Genomic DNA, 17,829 nt, shown 5'->3' on the forward strand with positions numbered 1-17,829 from the left:
CAGACAGCGCACCTACACGAACGTCAGACCGATCAGCACCACGTTGAGCACGACGATGGCGACTGCGGCGACAGCGGAGGCCCAGCGCAACGGGCGGCCGTCGGCGAACTCGCCCATCAAGGCCCGGTCCGCGGTGTAGCGACGCAGGGGAACGATCGCGAACGGGATCCCGAAGCTGAGCACCACCTGCGAGATGACCAGCGCCATCGTCGGATTCACACCCAGCGCCAGGACGACGACCGCCGGGATCAGCGTCACCGCGCGGCGTACGAGAATCGGAATCCGCCGCTTGAGCAGCCCTCCCATGATCGCGCCACCGGCGTACGCGCCGACCGACGTCGAAGCGATACCGGACGCGAGCAGACCGACGGCGAACACCGCCGCCACCACCGGCCCGAGCGCATCGCGTACCGCATCGTGCGCCCCCTCGATGCTGTCGGTGCCCTCGCGTCCATACAGACTCGACGCAGCGAGGACCAGGAGCGCGATGTTCACAGTGCCCGCGATCACGAGCGCGATGACGACGTCGATCCGCGTGATCGCGAGCAGCCTGCGCGTGCGGCCGGCGCCGATCGGCTGACCATGCCGGTCGATCACCAGGGACGAATGCAGATAGATCGCGTGGGGCATCACCGTCGCCCCCAGCATCGATGCCGCGAGCAGCACAGTCTCGGCGCCGTCGAGCCGGGGAACCATGCCGTTGATGATCCCGCCGGCGTCGGGCGGATTCACGAGCAGTCCGGCCAGGAAACCGAAGACGATCACGGCCAACAGCGCCACGATCGCAGTTTCGAATCGCCGCTGTCGGCGTCGATCGGCCATCGAGAGGATCGCCATCGACACCAGGCCGACGATCACTCCGCCGATCGGCAACGGCAGTCCGAAGAGCAGGTTGAGGGCGATCGCACCGCCGATCACCTCGGCGATGTCGGTGGCTCCCGCCACGAGTTCGGCCTGGGCCCAGAACAGCAGACGCGACCGCCGCGACAGGCGCCGCCCCAACGTCTCGGGCAGCGTCTTCCCGGTCACCACCCCGAGTTTGGCCGACTGATACTGCACCATCACCGCCATCACGTTGGCGACGACCAGTACCCAGACGAGGAGATACCCGTACTTCGCGCCGGCGGTGATGTTGGCCGCGACATTGCCGGGATCGACGTAGGCGATCGCCGCGACGAACGCCGGTCCCAGCAGGCCCACGGCGCGCAGACGAGTCCCCGAACCCCTTGTGCGAAGCATGTAATGAGGCTAGGCGTTCAGCAATAATTCGGTCAACCGAACTCTAATGTGCGGATGCTCACCAATGACGTCGTCACCTGCTCGATTCCGGCGCGCACGACACCCCACCCACGCGGACGATTCCGATATGTAGTACCCACAAGAGAGGAAATCGTTGCATCGGAAGGCCGCCATCATGACCGTCACAGTCCCGCAGTCCTTCGCTGTCGAAATCGGCGACCTCACACTGCGCGGCGACCACTGGCGCGCGAACGGTTCCGGCCCCGCGGCCGCTCCCGCGCTGCTGCTGCACGGCGGAGGGCAGACCCGCCATTCGTGGGACCGCACCGCCTCCGCCCTGGTCTCGCGCGGACGCGATGTCTACACCATCGATCTGCGCGGACACGGCGACAGCGACTGGGCGCGTGACCACGACTACGGGTTGGAGGCGTTCGTCTCCGACCTGCGCGGCGTGTTGCCGACACTGTCTGGCGCCCCCGTGATCGTCGGTGCGTCACTCGGCGGCATCACCGGCCTCTGCACCGCGGGCGAGGACCAGTCGGCCGCGGCGGCGCTCGTGCTGGTGGACATCGTGGTGAACGTGGAGCAGACGGGCATCGACCGCATCAAGGCGTTCATGACCGATCACGTCGACGGATTCGCGAGCCTGGAGGAGGTGGCCGACGCGGTGGCGGCGTACAACCCGGCACGAACACGTCCGGCGACCCTGGACGGACTGCGCAAGAACGTGCGACGCCGCGACGACGGACGCTGGTACTGGCACTGGGACCCGCAGTTCATCCGATCGGGCGACGGCGACGAACCGCGCCGGCACACCGATCCCGAACGCCTGGCCGAGGCCGCCCGGAACGTCACCGTTCCGACGCTCATCGTCCGCGGCGGGAAGTCGGATGTTGTGAGCGACGCCGGCGTGCACCACATGCGCGCATTGATCCCCCACGCGGAGACCGCCGACGTCAGCGGCGCAGGCCACATGGTTGCCGGAGACGACAACGAGGTCTTCGCCGCGGCGATCGAGGGATTCCTGGACCGTAGCGGTTTGTAACCCAGGCCTTGTCGTACCCCCGCGATAGGCTTCGTACATACAATCGGATAGTGAGTGATCGACGACACGGATAGGGGGTGAGTCGGATGGATGCAGATCAGACGGAAGCCGAGCCGTCAACGGCGCTGCCAACAGATCCGGCCGCCCTGGTCGCCATGATCGAGGGGGCGACGGTTGCACTCGCCGCTGCCCGGTTCACCGCCGCCACCGAGGAACAGCTCCTCGAGATCGCCGAGGTTCTCGAGCGAGTGCACCGCCGGCTCGACGCCGTCGACGCCGCGCTGCTGGTGGAGGTCTCCGACCGCGGCGCCTACCGCAAGGACGGCTACCTGTCACTGCATCAGTACCTGTCCTCGGGACTGCGTCTGGGCGACGGTGAGGCCCGCCGCCGACGGACCAGCGTTGCCGCGATCGGCCGCTTCACCGGACTACAGGGCCAAACCCTCCCACCGTCGCGCCCGGCCACCGCCGATGCGGTCACCGACGGGGTCATCGGTGCGGCCCACGTCCGGGAGATCGATGCGATCATGGACAGGATCCCGGCCGCCGTCGACCCACTGACGCGTGAACAGGCCGAGGCCCAGTTGGCTGCTGTGGCGCGGGAGCTGACCCCGGACGGCGTCCGAGCCGCCGGGATCCGGCTGCTAGCGCACCTGGACCCCGACGGATCACTGACCGACGAGCGGGACCGCAAGCGGCACCGCAAGTTCGCCTTGATGCCGCAGGACCGGCGGCTGATGAGCAAAGTGACTGCGTCCCTGACCCCGGCGCTGCGGGCCCGCTTCGAACTCCTGTTGGGTTCGTGGGCCGCACCCGGCATGAACAACCCGGCAGATCCGGAGTCTCCACGCGGGGCGTGCGAAGTCGCCGACCCCGCCGCGGTCGCCGCTGCGGCCGAGCGCGACGACCGCACCGCCGGACAACGCGGCCACGACGCCCTCGTCGCGCTGCTCGACGCCGAACGCGCACTGACCGCCGCCGCAACCACCGGGAACGGCCGGCTGTCGTCGCAGATCGTCGTCACCGTCACAGACAAAGAACTGCGCGAGCACGCGGGTGTCGCCTTGACCGCGACGGGTACTCGGCTGCCCGTCGCTGAGTTGATCGAAGTCGCTGCCGACGCGACTCCGCATTTGGCGGTGTTCTCTCACCACACCGGCCAGGCCCTCTACCTGGGTCGGGGACGACGCCTCGCGTCGAAAGCCCAGCGGCTGATGCTCTTCGCCCGCGACCGCGGCTGCACCGCCCCCGGCTGCGCAGCCCCGTTCTCCCGCACCCAGGCCCACCACTTCCCCGATTACGCGGACGGCGGCCCCACCGATGTCGACCACCTCGGGGCCGCGTGCGGCCGTCACAATCGCTCAGTGGGCAAGGCCCTCGGCGACTGGGAGACGATGCTTCTCATCGACGGTCCACACGCCGGGCGCATCGCGTGGCGACCCGTCGCTGCTCGGTACCCTCGGAAAGGGTGGAGGGTCAACCAGATCCACCACGCCGAACTCCTGCCCGATCAGGGTCCGCACGCCCCGCCCGCACCGGGCGACTCCCGCGGCGAGGCCTACCTCGCCCGCCTCATCGCCGCCTGACCGGCGGAGCACCGCGCGCCCCGAGGATCTGAGCGTGGACCGCTCCTACGCGAACGCCTTGCGCACCTGATCTGCGGTGAGCCCGTAGTCCTCGAGCGCGTACTTGTGCTGCGGCCGGCGGTCGCCCGACTTGGAATCCTCGTCGAGCGCGGTCATCGCCCCTTTGGCGGCGTCGGTGAACTCGGCACCGATCGCGTCGTACACGCGCTCCACGGTTCCGAACGGGTCCGCCCTCAGATCGGTGAAGTCGACGTCGACGAACTGCGCCGGGTCGTACTTCTCGCGCGCCCGAGAGAACGCGTGCAGACCGCGCGACCACAGATCGAGTTGCGTCTGCCCGATCCGGTCCCTGGTGAACGCACGCGAGTAGCCCGCCGTCGCCTGCTCCGCGAGGCTGCACATGGATCCGATGATCGTCTCCGGCGCACGATGCGTCTGCACGATGACAGCGTCGGGATACACCTCCATGATCGCGTCGAGCGCGAAGAGATGGCTCGGGTTCTTCAGCACCCAGCGCCGATCGACGTCGTTGCCGCCGATGAGCTGGAGATTGCGCCGGTGGCGCTCGTAGGCGGGCGTCCAATCCTGCTGCGCGAGCCACTCCGAGTACTCGGGAATGTGCGCGAGCGATTCGTACGAGATCGACATCAGCGACTGCCTCAGCAGTTGCCAGCACTCCTCCACCTCGGCCGCGCCCATGTAGTGCAGCCCCATGAACTCCGGGTTCTCCACGTGATGCTGCGACAACCCGGCGTCTATCTGCTGAAAGACCGGGTTCGCGTCCCATGTCTCGCGCGGAGGCCGCGGCTGCGGGAACTCCGTCAGCCACATCTCCAGCCCCTGATGGGCGGGGTCGGCGGCCAGCAGCCTGTGCAACGCGGTGGTGCCGGTCCGCGGCAGTCCGGTGACGAACACCGGCCGTTCCACCGGCACCCGCACGTAGTCCGGGTTGTTCTTCCACCCCGCCTCGCTGAGCAGCCGTGCGATCAGCGCGCCCTTGAGGAAGTAGCGGAACATCTTGCTGCCCAACGGTTCCAGATCGGCGGACTGCGCGTACGACGACAGCAGCACCTCGAGACCTTCGAGGTAGTCCGTGTCGCCGAAGTCCTCGAGGCCGACGGCGCGGATCGCCGCCTCGTGCAGTTCGTCGACCGTGCCGACAGTGGTTCGGGACTCAGTCATGGTATTCACCGCAGTTCACGTCGAGGGTGTGTCCGGTGATCGCCCGCGCGAGGTCCGAGGCGAGGAACAGCACCGCGTCTGCGATCTCCGCGGGCTCCGGCAGCCGTTTCAGATCGCTGCGCGACGCGGTCTGCTCGTAGACCTGCTCCGGGGTGATCCCGTACTTCTTCGCGACCTCGCCGAAGTACCACTTCAGCTGGTCGTCCCAGATGTATCCGGGCGCGACGCTGTTGACCCGAATCCCCTCGCCGCCGAGCTCGGTGGCCAGTGTCTGCGACATCGACAGCAGCGCCGACTTAGCGATCTTGTAGCTGCCGTAACGCGGCTCCGAATGCCGGATCACCATGGAGTTGACGTTCACGATCGACCCGTTCGCCTCGCTCAACGCGGGGGTGAACGCCTTGATGACTCGGAGTGTGCCGAGCACGGTGAGGTCGAGACCGGAAGTGATCTGGTCGAAGTCGGTGCGGCCCAGCGGCTTCATCGACGGGACCGCGAAGGCGTTGTTGACCAGGACGTCGACCCCGCCGAACTCGGCCACGGTGCGATCGACGAGGTTCGCCACCGCGGAATCGTCGGTGATGTCGGTGGGGACGGTCAGCGCCTCGCCGCCCGCCTGCCGGATCTCGGCCGCGATCTCCGCGAGCCGCGACTCGGTCCGTGCCGCGAGCACCACGCGAGCCCCCTGGGCCGCGGAACGCACGCACACCGCACGGCCCAGCGCCGGACCCACTCCGGAGACGACGACGATCTTTCCGTCGAGAAGACCTGCCATTACCCGTCCTGTCTATCCGAGCCTGTCTATCCGAGCATCCGGCGGGCGAATGCCCGTTGCCGGACCGCGATCCGCTCTGCCCAGCCGGCGGCGTCGATCCGGTTGTCCCGGTAGTACGGCAGATGCGAGGGAACGTCGGCATCGTCCACCACCACTGCCGTGGGACCCTGCTCGGCAGTGATCGGCGCATCGGTCCGCTGCCACCGGAACTGCAGGATGCCGCGCCGCCGGCCGGTGGTCTCCACCCAGTTCGCGATTCCCGGATCGTTCGCCGCAATCACCATCCGGATCATTCCGTCCGGGTCCACCTGAGCCTGAGCCGAGTTCAGCGACGTCTGATGATTCACATAGTCGAGCGAGATGTACCACATGCTGCCGAGCTGAAAGCCCTGGTAGGGCGCATCGGAGCACGGCACGGTCACCACCATCGACCGGCCCGCGGGCAGATCGAAGTGACCGACCGACGAGTACTGAGTCGCCAACCCGCCCGGCGTGGTGCGCGGCGCCGTGAAGGTGTTGACCGGCTCATCGAGGTAGAACCACTTGGGGAAGTTGAACCATGTGTTCACGCGCGAGGTCAGCATCTTCGCCGCCACGGCGTAGCGCTTGGCGATCCGGTCGGTGGAGAGTTCCGCGGGTGGAAGTCCGACGGTGTCCACCCGCTCAATGGTGATCGAACCCTTCTGCTCGGCGGCCCAGTCGCTGTACACCTCCCGGACCGAGAGCATGGTCGCGCCCTCACCCAGCACGAAGTGGGTGCCGTCGGGCACTCCCGGCCGCTCCGGCCCGAACGTGATCTCGAAACTCCCGTCGTCGGCGATCGGGATCACGCGATCGTCGAAGGCGGTCTCTCCGCCGGGGACCTCATCCGCCGTGTAATTGCCCCGGATCACCTGAAAGGCCAGATCAGCGGTGGTGCCACGCACGCCCCGCACCACGTACGTGGCCTCGGGGACCACCGTCGCGTGGTAATAGAGCGTGTCCGGGTTGTCGAGCCCCATCTTGGAGTACGGCCCCGTGGAAGTCACGAAATAGGGATGCGTCTTCTCCCCCGCGCGTGCCACCTGGAGAATCGACGAGATGCCGCCCGCCAGATAGTCGAGACCCTCCGCGCGCTCGGCGTCGGTCTCGGCGAAGTCCGCACTGCGCACCAGCGCCTCGGCTTCGGCGATCGCCGCGGTGAACGGCCCGGTGACCGACTCCGCGGGCTCGGTCACAGCCACGTGTCGCCTCCGGTCCAGGTGAGGAAGTTGTCGAGTTCGGCCTGAGCCGGCGTCACCCGCGGATGCTCGGTGGACAGGTAGCCGCCGCGATAGAACAGCAGAGGCTTGTCCTGCAGCACGTCGCCGAGGATCTGAGCCCGCCCGATGACGATCCAGTGGTCGCCCCCGTCGGTGACCGAGTCCACCGAGCACTCCACCCAGGTGAGACTGTGCCGCAGCACCGGCAGCCCCGCGGGCGACGGATCCCAGGTGATCGACTTGAACTTGTCGGCCCCCGGCGCGCCGAAGGTCGCGCTGACATCCTGCTGCCGGTTCGACAGCACGTTGACGCAGAACTGCCCCCGCGCCTCGATCACCGGCCAGGTTCGCGACGTCTTCTGCGGACAGAACAGGACCAGCGGCGGGTCCAGCGACAGCGCCGCGAACGACTGACAGGCGAAGCCGACCGGCTTCTCCTCCTCGTCGAGCGTGGTGATCACCGTGACCCCGGTGCAGAACTGGCCCATCGCGGTCCGGAACTGCCGGGAGTCGAAGTCGTCGGTCCCGTACGGGGAGTGCGGAGTCATGTCGGTTTCCCTTCGGTGGGGTCGGATGCAGTGGGTCGGGTGCAGTGCGGCCGGATGATCGGGCCGAGCGGACGGAGTGGGCAATCGACTCACTCCGCTCGCTCGACCGGCGGAACGGGCTCGGACCTACTTCATACCGATCGTGAAATCGTGACCCCAGAGGCTGACCGCCGTCGATTCGCGGGCGATCCAGTCGGTGTCGTCCACCTGCCTGCCCTCGCAACCGAACTCGACGTCGAAGCCGCCGGGCGTCTTCATGTAGAACGAGAGCATCAGGTCGTTCACGTGGCGACCGAGCGTGGCCGACATCGGCACCTTCCTGCGCAGCGCGCGGTCGTGGGCCAGGCCGACGTCGTCGGAGTTCTCGACCTCGACCATCAGATGCACGATGCCGGTGCTGTTCGGGATCGGCAGGAACGCCAGCGAGTGGTGCCGGGGGTTGCAGCCGAAGAACCGCAGCCACGCCGGCTCCTCACCCTCCTGACGCCCGACCACCTGCGGCGGGAGCCGCATCGAATCGCGGAGCCGGAAGCCCAGAACGTCCCGGTAGAACGTCAGCGCCCGCGCGTCGTCGGTGGTGGTGAGGACCACGTGACCCAGGCCCTGCTCGCCGGTGACGAAGGTGTGGCCGTACGGGCTCACCACCCGGCGATGCTGCAGCGCCACCCCGTGGAAGGCCTCGAGGACGTTCCCGTCGGGATCGGAGAAGACGATCAACTCGTCGACGCGGCGGTCGGCGATCTCCTCCGGGGTGCCCTCCCGGAACTCGACGCCCGCGGCGCTGAGCCGGTCACGGACCTCCTGCAGCCCGGCCGCGGTGGCGCACTCCCAGCCCGAGCACGCGAGATGATCGCGATCGGAGGGCACGATCACCAGGCGCGCCGGGAAGTCGTCCATCCGCAGATAGAGGGCGCCCGGGATGGACCCCGAACCCTCCACCATGCCGAGCACCTTCAGCCCGTACTCACGCCACGCGTCCATGTCCGTGGCGTCTATCCGCATGTAGCCGAGAGACCGGATCGGGCTCTGGTCGTCAGTCATGTGTTCGTCGTTCCTCGTCAAGTAGTCGGGCCGTCGCGCTATACCATCGTGTCGCCGATGGGGATGCCGAACTCGCCGTTGCCGAAGGCCTGGTAGGCCCGTTCCGGGTCGTTGGCCGCATGAACGCGGCCGGCGTGGGCGTCGCGCCAGAAACGCTGGATCGGCGTCCCGTTCTCCAGTGCGTGCGCGCCGGAGTTCTCGAAGAGCAGATCGATGGAGTCGATCGCACGCGACGTCGCTCGGACCTGGTCGCGGCGCGCGGCCAGACGCAGTTCCATCGGCACCTCTTCACCGGCGACGATCAGGTCGTACTCGGCCTGCAGATTGCCCGAGAGCTGACGCCACGCGGCGTCGATGTCCGAGGCGGCCTCGGCGATGCGAACCTTGGCGAACGGATCGTCCTTGGCCTTCTCGCCCGCGTAGGCGGCGCGGACGCGCTTGCCCTGATGCTCGACGTGGGCGGCGTAGGCGCCGTAGGCCATGCCGACGATCGGGGTCGAGATGGTCGATGGGTGGATGGTGCCCCACGGCATCTTGTAGACCGGCGCCGTGTTGCGCTCGAGCCCGGGAGCGGCGCCCTTGCTCATGACGCCGAAGCTCAGAACCCGGTGCGTGGGAACGAAGACGTCCTTGACCTCGATGGTGTTGGAGCCGGTGCCGCGCAGGCCCACGACGTTCCACACGTCCTTGATGTTGTAGTCGGTCCGCGGGATCAGGAAGCTGACGAAGTCGACCGGCTTGCCGTTCTTGATGACCGGTCCGCCGACGACCACCCAGTCGGCGATGTCGCAGCCGGACGACCATGCCCAGGAGCCGTTGACCTTGTAGCCGCCGTCGACGACCTCACCCATGCCCATCGGTGCGTACGAGGACGAGATGCGGACATTGGGATCCTCGCCCCAGACGTCTTCCTGCGCCTGCTGGCTGAACAGCGCGAGATGCCAGTTGTGGACGCCGACGATGCCCGCGACCCACCCGGTGGAACCGCAGGCGGTGGCCAGACGGCGCACCGCCTCGTAGAAGGTGACGGGGTCGGTCTCGTGACCGCCCCACTGCGCGGGCTGCAGGAGCTTGAAGAAGCCGGTCTCCTGGAGCATGTCCGCGACCTCCGCGGGGATGCGTCGCGCATCCTCCGTGGACTGCGCGCGCTGCGCGAGATCCGGCAGCAATGCATCGATCTTGTCCAGAACCTGCTGCGCGGCTTCGCTCCGCTGTGCTGACATGAGTCACTCCTGTTCGTGTGCCGTCATCGACTTACGACCAATATTAGAACACGTTCTCGTTTTGGACTAGAACACGTTCTCATTCTAGTGGAACATGTTCTACTATCGAGTCAGACGGGCCAGAGCCCGAAACGAGACCGACGAGGAGGCCGAGAAGATGGCTGACACCGACATCCGGGAGATCGACACCGGCACGCCCCCCACCCGATTCGCGCGAGGCTGGCACTGCATCGGCCTGGTGGACGAGTACAACGACGGCGAGACCCACTCGCTGGAGATCTTCGGTACCAAGCTGGTGGTGTGGGCCGACAGCAAGGGCGACATCCACACTCTGGACGCCTACTGCCGCCATATGGGCGCCGACCTGTCCATGGGCACCGTCAAGGGCGACAACGTGGCGTGCCCGTTCCACGGATGGCAGTGGAACGGCAAGGGACGTTGCGCCGAGGTGCCCTACGCGAAGCGGCACCCGAAGCTGGCCAAGACCCGTACGTGGCCGACGATGATCCGCAACGGCCAGGTCTTCGTCTACAACGATCCCGAGGGCAACCCGCCGCCGGAGGACGTCATCATTCCCGAACTCGCCGAGTTCGGCACCGACGAGTGGACCGGGTGGACCTGGAACAAGCTCGTGATCGAGGGCTCCAACTGCCGCGAGATCATCGACAACGTGGTCGACATGGCGCACTTCTTCTACGTGCACTACGCGCTGCCGGACTACTTCAAGAACGTCTTCGAAGGTGAGACCGCGGCGCAATACATGAACAGCCACGGCCGCCCCGACGTCGGCATCTCGACCGCCTACGGCGACACCCGCCTGGAGTCGATCGCCGCGTATTACGGCCCGTCTTACATGCTGAACCCGATGGTGCAGTACTACGGCAAGTACTCGGTCGAGACGATTCTGACCAACTGCCACTACCCCATCGACTCGAACTCGTTCGTCCTCATGTTCGGCGTCATGGCGAAGATCCCGCAGGGGCTCTCGCCCGAGCAGACCGACGGCATGGTCAAGACGATCACCAAGGGCGTCGAAGTCGGGTTCATGCAGGACGTCGCGATCTGGAAGCGCAAGACCCGCATCGACAATCCGCTGCTGGTGGAGGAGGACGGACCCGTTTACCAGCTGCGACGCTGGTACGAGCAGTTCTACGTGGACGTCGCCGACGTCACCGAGGAGATGACGGGCCGCTTCGAGTACGAGATCGACACCGCCAAGGCTCAGGAGACCTGGAACAAGGAAGTCCAGGAGAACCTGCGGATCCAGGCCGAGAAGGAGGCCGCCGAGGCCGAGGCCAACGATTCCGAGGGCGCGTCGGTCTGATGACTCGCGCCGACGAGCGGGCCGCGGTCCCCGGCTGGGCGAAGGCCCCGCAGTGGGCCGGCGATCCCGAGCGCGTCGCCGCGATCGCCGACGCCACCGCCCGGGACCGCAAGCACTACCTCACCGGCGGCATGACGGACATCGAGTGCCGCACATGCCACGCACACGTGATGGTGAAGAAGACCAGCGCGCACCACACCAGCGTCCAGTGGAACGACGACGCGCTGGCCCGGTGCTCGCAGATCTCCGAGATCCGGGCCTCGGGCGGCAATGCCGCACTGCTGCCCACGTGCCCGCGGCTGTCGGCGAGCATCGATCACGGGGTCGCCGAGGGCATCATCCCGAGCGAGTCCCCGGAAGAGGATCCCGACGGCTACTGGTGAGGTCGGTCTCCCCACAGCCACGCCGCCGATTCTGCTCTGAGCAGAGTCGGCGGCGTCATCTTCGCCGCCTGGCCTAATTTGGAGTCATGGGAGTCGTCGCGATCGTCCGCACACCATTGCTCCGGGAAGCGCTCGGAGAACATCTGCGCAGCCTTCGGCTCCGGCGGGGCGAACGTCTCGCCGACACCGCCGCCCGCGCCGGAGTGTCGGTGCAGTATCTGTCGGAGATCGAGCGTGGACGAAAGGATCCCTCCAGTGAGATGATCGCCGCCGTGGTCGGCGCCCTGGACACCACATTGGGCGACGTGACCGTAGCGGTCGGCGAGCATCTCCGCGAGACGCAGCCGACCGCGACGGCCCCGGCGCCGTCGCGTCCGACCGCGCTGGCCTGCGCGGCCTGAGGTCACCGCTCGTCGACCACTTGATCGATCAACCCGTAGCCGACGGCGTCGGCGGCGGTGAACACCCGCGTGTGATCGGTGTCGGCGCGCAGTTCCGCCTCGTCGTGCCCGGTATGGCGCGCCAGGATTCGCTCCATCTGCGATCGCACGCGCACCAGTTCGTCGGCCTGGATGATCAAGTCGGGGATCGTGCCGCGTCCCTCCGCCGCAGGCTGATGCAGCACCAGCCTCGAATGCGGCGTCGCGGACCGCTTGCCCGGCGCCCCGGCCGCGAGGAGCACCGCTCCCACCGACACCGCCTGCCCCACGCACGTCGTGGCCACCGGCGGCCGGATGTACTGCATGGTGTCGTAGATCGCGAGCATCGCCGCCGGGTCGCCGCCTTCGCAGTTGATGTACAGCTCGATATCCCGGTCGGGGTTGTCGGCTTCGAGGTAGATCAACTGCGCGACGAGGGCGTTCGCGACGCCCGCGTCGATCGGAGTGCCGAGATAGACGATCCGGCTCGCGAGCAGATGCGAGTAGACGTCGGTGAACCGTTCGCCGGCGGGCGTCCGCTCGACGACGTTCGGGATCGGGTAGGAGCTCATCGCGCAGCCTTCCCCGTGAGGCCGAAACCGGTCCGATCGGCGTGCGGGACCACGTCCGTAAAGTTCCCGACCACCTCGTCGACGAAACCGTAGTCGCGTGCCTGCTCCGCACTGAACCACCGATCGCGGATCGAGTCCTCGAAGATCTGTTCCAGCGGGCGGCCGGTGTCCTCGGCGATCAGGCCCAGGACCGTGTCCCGCGTGTACCGCAGGTCGTCGGCCTGCAACTCCACATCGGCAGCGGTTCCGCCGATACCCGCCGACCCCTGGTGCATGAGGATGCGAGCGTGCGGCATGGCCCGGCGTTTGCCCCGGGCCCCCGCCGACAACAGGAACTGTCCCGCGCTGCAGGCGATCCCGAGAGCCAGGGTCGAGACATCGCACGGCACCACGTTCATCACGTCCCGGATCGCGAGCATCGCCGGAACCGACCCGCCGGGTGAGTGGATCCAGAGCGAGATGTCGGCGCTGTCGTCGGCCGCGGCCAGGGAGAGCATCTGCGTCGCGAGAAGGGTGCCGTTGTCGTCGTCCAACTGGCCGTCGAGTACCACGACCCGCCGCCGATACAGGTCTTGGCGGTCGTCGCGGGTGAAGTGTTGGGATTCATCGGGTTTCGTCATGGCACCAGCGTGCGCCGTCGGACGGTGCCGGTACATGCGGATCTGCCCGCAGCGGATCCGCCGACGGCGGACCCGGCCCCCGCGACCGTCGGCACGCAAGGCGAGGCAGCGTGACCGTGGACACCGAAGCGGCGATGGAGAAGGATCTACAGGTGACGTCCATTTCAGCGACAGCCACCGCGAACGAAAGCGAGACCGTCATGCCCTCCTATTCCGCCGCGCCCGGCGCCCCGATCTGGTTCGACTTGATGACCAGCGACGTCGACCGCGCCTCCGACTTCTACGGCACGCTGTTCGGCTGGTCGACCGAGGAACCGTCCGCCGATTTCGGCGGCTACCGCAACTTCACCGCCGGCGGGTCGCGCGTCGCCGGCCTGATGCCCATGAGCGGCTCCGACAACGGGCCCACGAATGTCTGGTCGGTGTACTTCCGCAGCGACGACGCGAGTGCCACCACCGACTCGGTGACCGCGGCGGGCGGCAGCGTGGTCGTGCCGCCGATGCCGGTCGGCGACATGGGGACCATGGCCGTGTATCTCGATCCGGCGGGCGGGGCGTTCGGCGTCTGGCAGCCCGGAACGCACCCCGGCTTCGTGCGGCGCGGCGAGCCCGGCACACCGTACTGGTTCGACGAGATGTCGATGGACTACGCCGCGTCATCGGCGTTCTACCCGCGGGTATTCGACTGGGAACTGGAGGAGATCGGCGGCGGCTCAGACGGGCCGGGCCGCTACGCGCAGGTGATGGTGACCGGCGGCGACGGCCGCGAAGGCACCGCCGGGATCATGGACGCGGCCGGGATGCTCGGCGACGGGCACCCGTCGTTCTGGCAGGTGTACATCACCGTCGACGACGTCCCCGCCACGCTCGCCGCTGTCGGGAGGCTGGGCGGCGAGATCCTGATGCCCGCCGATGACACGCCGTACGGCGTCCTCGCCTCGTTCAAGGACCCGATGGGCGCAGCCATCTGCGTCGCGACCCCGCCCCCCGGGATGTGACTCACGATCCGTTGCGGACCGAGTGTCGCCGCCGATAGCGTCCCAGACATGGCGAAGGACTCTCTGCGACCCGACTGGACTCAGCACGGGGCGGCGTGGGCTGAACAGGACGCGATCTTCGATGCGATCTTCGCTCCGGCCACCCGAGCGCTCGTGGAAGCCGCCGACCTGACCGGCTCCGTTCTCGATGTGGGATGCGGCGGAGGCACGCTCCTGGAGGCGGCGGTCGCCGCAGGCACGGATGCCGTCGGCGTCGACATCTCGCCCGCGATGGTCGACGCAGCGAACCGTCGGGTTCCCGGCGCACGGGCTGTGGTCGCCGACGCGCAGACCGCGGATCTGCGCGGGCTCATCGGCGACCGCGGCTTCGACCGCATCGTGTCGCGATTCGGCGTGATGTTCTTCGACCGTCCGGTCGAAGCGTTCGAGAACATCCGCCGAGCGGCGGTGCCGGACGGTCGACTCGCGTTCATCTGCTGGCAGGAGGGCTCAAGCAACCGGATCTTCAGTCTCGGCACCAAGACACTCGTCTCCGCGCTCGACGAGCCGCCGGAACGTCCGGCGCCGGGCACACCGGGCCCGCTGGCCTTCGCCGACCGCGACTACCTCCGATCGATTCTCGACGGTTCCGGTTGGTCGGAGATCTCCATCGACCCCTTCACATTCGAGAGCGACTACTCGACTCCCGACGGCGCGGGCGGTCGCACGGACGGGGTCGAAGAACGTCTCGCCGTCATCCTCGCCACCAGCAGCGGACAACTCGTCTCCGACCGAGTCCGCGGCACGCTCGGCGAGGCGGGCTGGGCCGAACTCCTCGACCGCGTCCGGGCCGATCTGCGCGCCAACCTCGTCGACGGTGCGGTGAAGCACCCGAATCACTGCTGGCTGGTGACGGCCGCCGCCTGAGTCACGGCCACCGTCAGTCTCGAGCCGCCCTTTCAGTGCGAACGTGTTCTAGTTTAGGCTGTTCTGCAACACGTTCTACTTTGGCGCGATGAGCGCAGCATGCAGACGAAGGGCAGGAAATGACCACCGAAGCCATGAACACCGAAGCCGGCGAGCCGGAGACGTTCGACGTCATCGTGGTCGGTGCCGGCGGCGCCGGTCTCGCGGCCGCGCTGACCGCGGCCAGCAAAGGCCTCAAGACCGTCCTCATCGAGAAGTCGCCGTACTGGGGCGGATCCACGTCGCGGTCCGGTGGTGGCGTCTGGATTCCGAACAACTCGATCCTGCGCCGAGACGGCGTCGAGGACACCCCCGAGGAAGCACGCAAGTACGCCCACGCCATCATCGGCGAGCACGCTCCCGCCGAGCGGATCGACACCTACATCGACCGCGGACCGGAGGCTCTCGACTATCTGATCGCCCATGCACCACTGGAACTCGAGTGGGTCAAGGGATACTCGGACTACTACCCCGAGGCCCCCGGCGGTCGTGCGATGGGACGTTCGGTGGAGCCCAAGCCGTTCGACGCCCGACGCCTCGGCGACGATCTCGCGACGCTGCATCCCCAGTACACCAAGGCACCGCTGAACATGGTCGTCCTGCAGTCCGATTACCGCTGGCTCAACACCGGATTCCGGCACTGGCGCGGCCCCGTCCGAATGGCGAAGGTCGGTGCACGCTTCTTCTGGGCCCGCAGCCGCGGCAAGAAGATGATCGCCATGGGAGCCGCCCTGGCCGCGGAGCTGCTGCTCGGTTGCCGGCAGGCGGGCGTCGACATCCGGCTCAACACTCCGTTGACCGATCTGGTGACCGACAACGGCGCCGTGGTCGGAGTCAAGGTAGGGACGGGTGACGGCGCCGCCACCGAACTGCGTGCCCGTTACGGTGTGATCCTCGGCAGCGGCGGCTTCGAGCACAACGCCGAGATGCGCGCGAAGTACCAGCGCGCGCCGATCGGCAGCGAGTGGACCACCGGTGCACCGACCAACACCGGCGACGGCATCAACGCCGCGCTCGCGGTCGGCGCCGACGTCTCCCTGATGGACGACGCCTGGTGGGGACCCACCATTCCGCTGCCCAAGGGTCCGTGGTTCGCGCTCTCGGAACGCTCGGTGCCGGGCACCTTCATCGTGAACACCCGGGGCGAGCGCTTCATGAACGAATCGCTCCCCTACGTCGAGGCCGTCCACCAGATGTACGGCGGCCAGTTCGGCCAGGGCGACGGCCCAGGCGAGAACGTGCCCGGCTGGCTCATCTTCGATCAGCGCTGCCGCAACCGATACCTGTTCGCAGGCGTCACCGCACGACAGCCGCTGCCGAAGAGCTGGCTCAAGTCGGGCGTCGTCGTGAAGGCCACGACCATCGCCGAGCTCGCCGAGAAGACCGGCCTGCCCGCGGACAAGCTGCAGGCCACCACCGAGCGCTTCAACGGATTCGCCCGCAGCGGCAAGGACGAGGACTTCCACCGCGGCGACAGCGCCTACGACCACTACTACGGCGACATCACCAACAAGCCCAACCCGAGCCTCGGCGTCGTCGACAAGGCGCCCTTCTACGCCGTGAAGATGGTTCCGGGCGATCTGGGCACCAAGGGCGGCGTCAACACCGACACCGCGGGACGCGCACTGCGAGCCGACGGCAGCGTGATCGAAGGCCTCTACGCCGCGGGCAACACCAGCGCGCCGGTGATGGGCCATACCTACGCCGGTCCCGGCGCCACGATCGGCCCGGCCATGGTGTTCGGATATCTCGCCGCGCTCGACGCCGTCGAGAAGGCCAAGAACGCCACCGTCTCGCACGCAGGAGCCTGATTCATGCCCATCGATCCCTCAGTCGCCGCCGGCGCCGACCTCGGTGAAGTGACGTTCTCGTGGACGCCGCGCGAAGTGGCGCTCTACAACCTCGCCGTGGGCGGGGCCCACGACCCGTTGGACACCGCGGGTCTGCAGTACGTCCACGACTCGGAGCCGAAGGTACTGCCGTCGTTCGCCACCGTCGCGGCGACGTTCAACGCCACCGAGGCACCGAAGGTGTCGTTCCCCGGAGTGGACATCGACCTGTCGAAGGTGGTTCATGGCGCCCAGCAGGTGCGGGTGCACCGGCCGCTGCCCGCGACCGGCACCGCGACCACCCGCACGCGCATCGCCGAGGTGCAGGACAAGGGCTCGGCCGCGGTCGTCATCCAGGAATCGGTCACTCGCGACGAGAACGGCGAGCCGCTCTGGACGGCACGATCGTCGATCTTCGCCAAGGGCGAGGGCGGATTCGGCGGCGAGCGCGGCTCGTCGACCCGGGTGGATCTCCCCGACCGCGCCGCCGACCGCGAGATCCTGGTGCCGACCCAGCCGAACCAGGCGCTCCTCTACCGACTGTGCGGTGATCGAAACCCCCTGCACAGCGATCCGGAATTCGCGTCCGAGGCCGGCTTCCCGCGGCCGATCCTGCACGGGCTGTGCACGTACGGCAGCGTCTGCCGGGCCGTGGTCGACGAGGTCTTCGGCGGCGACGTCTCGGCCGTGGCCGATTACGGTGTGAGCTTCGCCGGAGTTGTGTTCCCCGGCGAGACGCTCCGAGTCCGCGCCTGGGAAGATGGCGACCGACTGCTCGTGGCCACCACCGTCGTCGACCGCGACGACGCACCGGCCCTGAGCAACGTCGTGTTCCTCGAATCCTGACCGAAAGGCTCTG

At 67.8% G+C, this 17,829-nt stretch carries 18 protein-coding genes; 9 read left to right on the plus strand and 9 right to left on the minus strand.

Features of this window, described 5'->3' with window-relative positions:
- Positions 1 to 12: 12 nt before the first annotated feature.
- Complete coding sequence (locus P5P27_RS15750) at positions 13 to 1,239, minus strand: Nramp family divalent metal transporter (RefSeq protein ID WP_278124919.1); 1,227 nt, start codon at positions 1,237 to 1,239, stop codon at positions 13 to 15.
- A 175-nt stretch (positions 1,240 to 1,414) separates the two neighbouring features.
- Between P5P27_RS15750 and P5P27_RS15755 the strand changes: the two genes are divergently transcribed.
- Positions 1,415 to 2,284 carry an alpha/beta fold hydrolase gene (locus tag P5P27_RS15755; protein WP_278124920.1) on the plus strand — a complete coding sequence of 290 codons (870 nt, stop codon included), beginning with the start codon at positions 1,415 to 1,417 and terminating at the stop codon, positions 2,282 to 2,284.
- An 86-nt stretch (positions 2,285 to 2,370) separates the two neighbouring features.
- Complete coding sequence (locus P5P27_RS15760; RefSeq protein ID WP_278124921.1) at positions 2,371 to 3,870, plus strand: HNH endonuclease signature motif containing protein; 1,500 nt, start codon at positions 2,371 to 2,373, stop codon at positions 3,868 to 3,870.
- A 45-nt stretch (positions 3,871 to 3,915) separates the two neighbouring features.
- Here P5P27_RS15760 and P5P27_RS15765 read toward each other — a convergent pair whose 3' ends face one another.
- From P5P27_RS15765 to hsaA, 6 genes are all read right to left on the minus strand, one after another.
- Positions 3,916 to 5,052 (minus strand): sulfotransferase family protein, encoded by a 1,137-nt coding sequence (locus tag P5P27_RS15765; protein ID WP_006897255.1) that lies wholly within the window; start codon positions 5,050 to 5,052, stop codon positions 3,916 to 3,918.
- Positions 5,045 to 5,827: an SDR family oxidoreductase gene (locus P5P27_RS15770; RefSeq protein WP_062366001.1), complete on the minus strand. Its 783-nt coding sequence runs from the start codon at positions 5,825 to 5,827 to the stop codon at positions 5,045 to 5,047. The genes P5P27_RS15765 and P5P27_RS15770 overlap by 8 nt, the downstream gene beginning before the upstream one ends.
- Before the next feature lie 26 nt (positions 5,828 to 5,853).
- Positions 5,854 to 7,050, minus strand: coding sequence for a hypothetical protein (locus P5P27_RS15775; RefSeq protein WP_278124923.1), 1,197 nt, complete (start codon positions 7,048 to 7,050; stop codon positions 5,854 to 5,856).
- Entirely contained in the window at positions 7,041 to 7,616 is a 576-nt protein-coding gene (gene hsaB, locus P5P27_RS15780) for a 3-hydroxy-9,10-secoandrosta-1,3,5(10)-triene-9,17-dione monooxygenase reductase subunit (protein ID WP_006897258.1), read from the minus strand. The genes P5P27_RS15775 and hsaB overlap by 10 nt, the downstream gene beginning before the upstream one ends.
- A gap of 126 nt (positions 7,617 to 7,742) precedes the next feature.
- Positions 7,743 to 8,657, minus strand: a complete 915-nt coding sequence (hsaC, locus tag P5P27_RS15785) for an iron-dependent extradiol dioxygenase HsaC (protein WP_062366003.1) — start codon at positions 8,655 to 8,657, stop codon at positions 7,743 to 7,745.
- Positions 8,658 to 8,695: 38 nt separating this feature from the next.
- A complete protein-coding gene (gene hsaA / locus P5P27_RS15790) occupies positions 8,696 to 9,880 on the minus strand; it encodes a 3-hydroxy-9,10-secoandrosta-1,3,5(10)-triene-9,17-dione monooxygenase oxygenase subunit (protein ID WP_006897260.1) in 1,185 nt (394 codons plus the stop codon).
- A gap of 157 nt (positions 9,881 to 10,037) precedes the next feature.
- On the opposite strand from hsaA, the gene P5P27_RS15795 reads away from it, so the two are divergent.
- The 3 genes from P5P27_RS15795 to P5P27_RS15805 all read left to right on the plus strand — a co-directional run bounded on the left by P5P27_RS15795 (position 10,038) and on the right by P5P27_RS15805 (position 11,988).
- Positions 10,038 to 11,204: a 3-ketosteroid-9-alpha-monooxygenase, oxygenase component gene (locus tag P5P27_RS15795; RefSeq protein WP_039867754.1), complete on the plus strand. Its 1,167-nt coding sequence runs from the start codon at positions 10,038 to 10,040 to the stop codon at positions 11,202 to 11,204.
- Positions 11,204 to 11,587 carry a hypothetical protein gene (locus tag P5P27_RS15800; RefSeq protein WP_006897262.1) on the plus strand — a complete coding sequence of 128 codons (384 nt, stop codon included), beginning with the start codon at positions 11,204 to 11,206 and terminating at the stop codon, positions 11,585 to 11,587. The genes P5P27_RS15795 and P5P27_RS15800 overlap by 1 nt, the downstream gene beginning before the upstream one ends.
- Before the next feature lie 86 nt (positions 11,588 to 11,673).
- Entirely contained in the window at positions 11,674 to 11,988 is a 315-nt protein-coding gene (locus P5P27_RS15805) for a helix-turn-helix domain-containing protein (RefSeq protein ID WP_006897263.1), read from the plus strand.
- Between the two features lie 2 nt (positions 11,989 to 11,990).
- Here the strand turns inward: P5P27_RS15805 and P5P27_RS15810 are convergent, their stop codons facing one another.
- Positions 11,991 to 12,578: a ClpP family protease gene (locus P5P27_RS15810; protein WP_006897264.1), complete on the minus strand. Its 588-nt coding sequence runs from the start codon at positions 12,576 to 12,578 to the stop codon at positions 11,991 to 11,993.
- Entirely contained in the window at positions 12,575 to 13,198 is a 624-nt protein-coding gene (locus tag P5P27_RS15815) for a ClpP family protease (RefSeq protein ID WP_006897265.1), read from the minus strand. Before P5P27_RS15815 ends, P5P27_RS15810 begins: the two co-directional genes overlap by 4 nt.
- A 200-nt stretch (positions 13,199 to 13,398) precedes the next feature.
- On the opposite strand from P5P27_RS15815, the gene P5P27_RS15820 reads away from it, so the two are divergent.
- The 4 genes from P5P27_RS15820 to P5P27_RS15835 all read left to right on the plus strand — a co-directional run bounded on the left by P5P27_RS15820 (position 13,399) and on the right by P5P27_RS15835 (position 17,816).
- Positions 13,399 to 14,196 carry a VOC family protein gene (locus tag P5P27_RS15820; protein WP_278127453.1) on the plus strand — a complete coding sequence of 266 codons (798 nt, stop codon included), beginning with the start codon at positions 13,399 to 13,401 and terminating at the stop codon, positions 14,194 to 14,196.
- 48 nt (positions 14,197 to 14,244) lie between these two features.
- Entirely contained in the window at positions 14,245 to 15,102 is an 858-nt protein-coding gene (locus P5P27_RS15825) for a class I SAM-dependent methyltransferase (protein ID WP_006897271.1), read from the plus strand.
- Positions 15,103 to 15,236: 134 nt separating this feature from the next.
- Positions 15,237 to 16,952 carry a 3-oxosteroid 1-dehydrogenase gene (kstD, locus tag P5P27_RS15830; protein ID WP_006897272.1) on the plus strand — a complete coding sequence of 572 codons (1,716 nt, stop codon included), beginning with the start codon at positions 15,237 to 15,239 and terminating at the stop codon, positions 16,950 to 16,952.
- A 3-nt stretch (positions 16,953 to 16,955) separates the two neighbouring features.
- Positions 16,956 to 17,816 carry a MaoC/PaaZ C-terminal domain-containing protein gene (locus tag P5P27_RS15835; RefSeq protein WP_006897273.1) on the plus strand — a complete coding sequence of 287 codons (861 nt, stop codon included), beginning with the start codon at positions 16,956 to 16,958 and terminating at the stop codon, positions 17,814 to 17,816.
- Positions 17,817 to 17,829: the final 13 nt, after the last annotated feature.

The organism is Gordonia sihwensis (genome assembly GCF_029632925.1).
Classification (GTDB): Bacteria; Actinomycetota; Actinomycetes; order Mycobacteriales; family Mycobacteriaceae; genus Gordonia; species Gordonia sihwensis.

Bases quoted from the DNA above. Each gene is read 5' to 3' on its own strand.
- P5P27_RS15750 (WP_278124919.1), bottom strand. From the start codon at position 1,239: ATGCTTCGCACAAGGGGTTCGGGGACTCGTCTGCGCGCCGTGGGCCTG.
- P5P27_RS15755 (WP_278124920.1), top strand. From the start codon at position 1,415: ATGACCGTCACAGTCCCGCAGTCCTTCGCTGTCGAAATCGGCGACCTC.
- P5P27_RS15760 (WP_278124921.1), top strand. From the start codon at position 2,371: ATGGATGCAGATCAGACGGAAGCCGAGCCGTCAACGGCGCTGCCAACA.
- P5P27_RS15765 (WP_006897255.1), bottom strand. From the start codon at position 5,052: ATGACTGAGTCCCGAACCACTGTCGGCACGGTCGACGAACTGCACGAG.
- P5P27_RS15770 (WP_062366001.1), bottom strand. From the start codon at position 5,827: ATGGCAGGTCTTCTCGACGGAAAGATCGTCGTCGTCTCCGGAGTGGGT.
- hsaB (WP_006897258.1), bottom strand. From the start codon at position 7,616: ATGACTCCGCACTCCCCGTACGGGACCGACGACTTCGACTCCCGGCAG.
- hsaC (WP_062366003.1), bottom strand. From the start codon at position 8,657: ATGACTGACGACCAGAGCCCGATCCGGTCTCTCGGCTACATGCGGATA.
- hsaA (WP_006897260.1), bottom strand. From the start codon at position 9,880: ATGTCAGCACAGCGGAGCGAAGCCGCGCAGCAGGTTCTGGACAAGATC.
- P5P27_RS15795 (WP_039867754.1), top strand. From the start codon at position 10,038: ATGGCTGACACCGACATCCGGGAGATCGACACCGGCACGCCCCCCACC.
- P5P27_RS15800 (WP_006897262.1), top strand. From the start codon at position 11,204: ATGACTCGCGCCGACGAGCGGGCCGCGGTCCCCGGCTGGGCGAAGGCC.
- P5P27_RS15805 (WP_006897263.1), top strand. From the start codon at position 11,674: ATGGGAGTCGTCGCGATCGTCCGCACACCATTGCTCCGGGAAGCGCTC.
- P5P27_RS15810 (WP_006897264.1), bottom strand. From the start codon at position 12,578: ATGAGCTCCTACCCGATCCCGAACGTCGTCGAGCGGACGCCCGCCGGC.
- P5P27_RS15815 (WP_006897265.1), bottom strand. From the start codon at position 13,198: ATGACGAAACCCGATGAATCCCAACACTTCACCCGCGACGACCGCCAA.
- P5P27_RS15820 (WP_278127453.1), top strand. From the start codon at position 13,399: ATGCCCTCCTATTCCGCCGCGCCCGGCGCCCCGATCTGGTTCGACTTG.
- P5P27_RS15825 (WP_006897271.1), top strand. From the start codon at position 14,245: ATGGCGAAGGACTCTCTGCGACCCGACTGGACTCAGCACGGGGCGGCG.
- kstD (WP_006897272.1), top strand. From the start codon at position 15,237: ATGAACACCGAAGCCGGCGAGCCGGAGACGTTCGACGTCATCGTGGTC.
- P5P27_RS15835 (WP_006897273.1), top strand. From the start codon at position 16,956: ATGCCCATCGATCCCTCAGTCGCCGCCGGCGCCGACCTCGGTGAAGTG.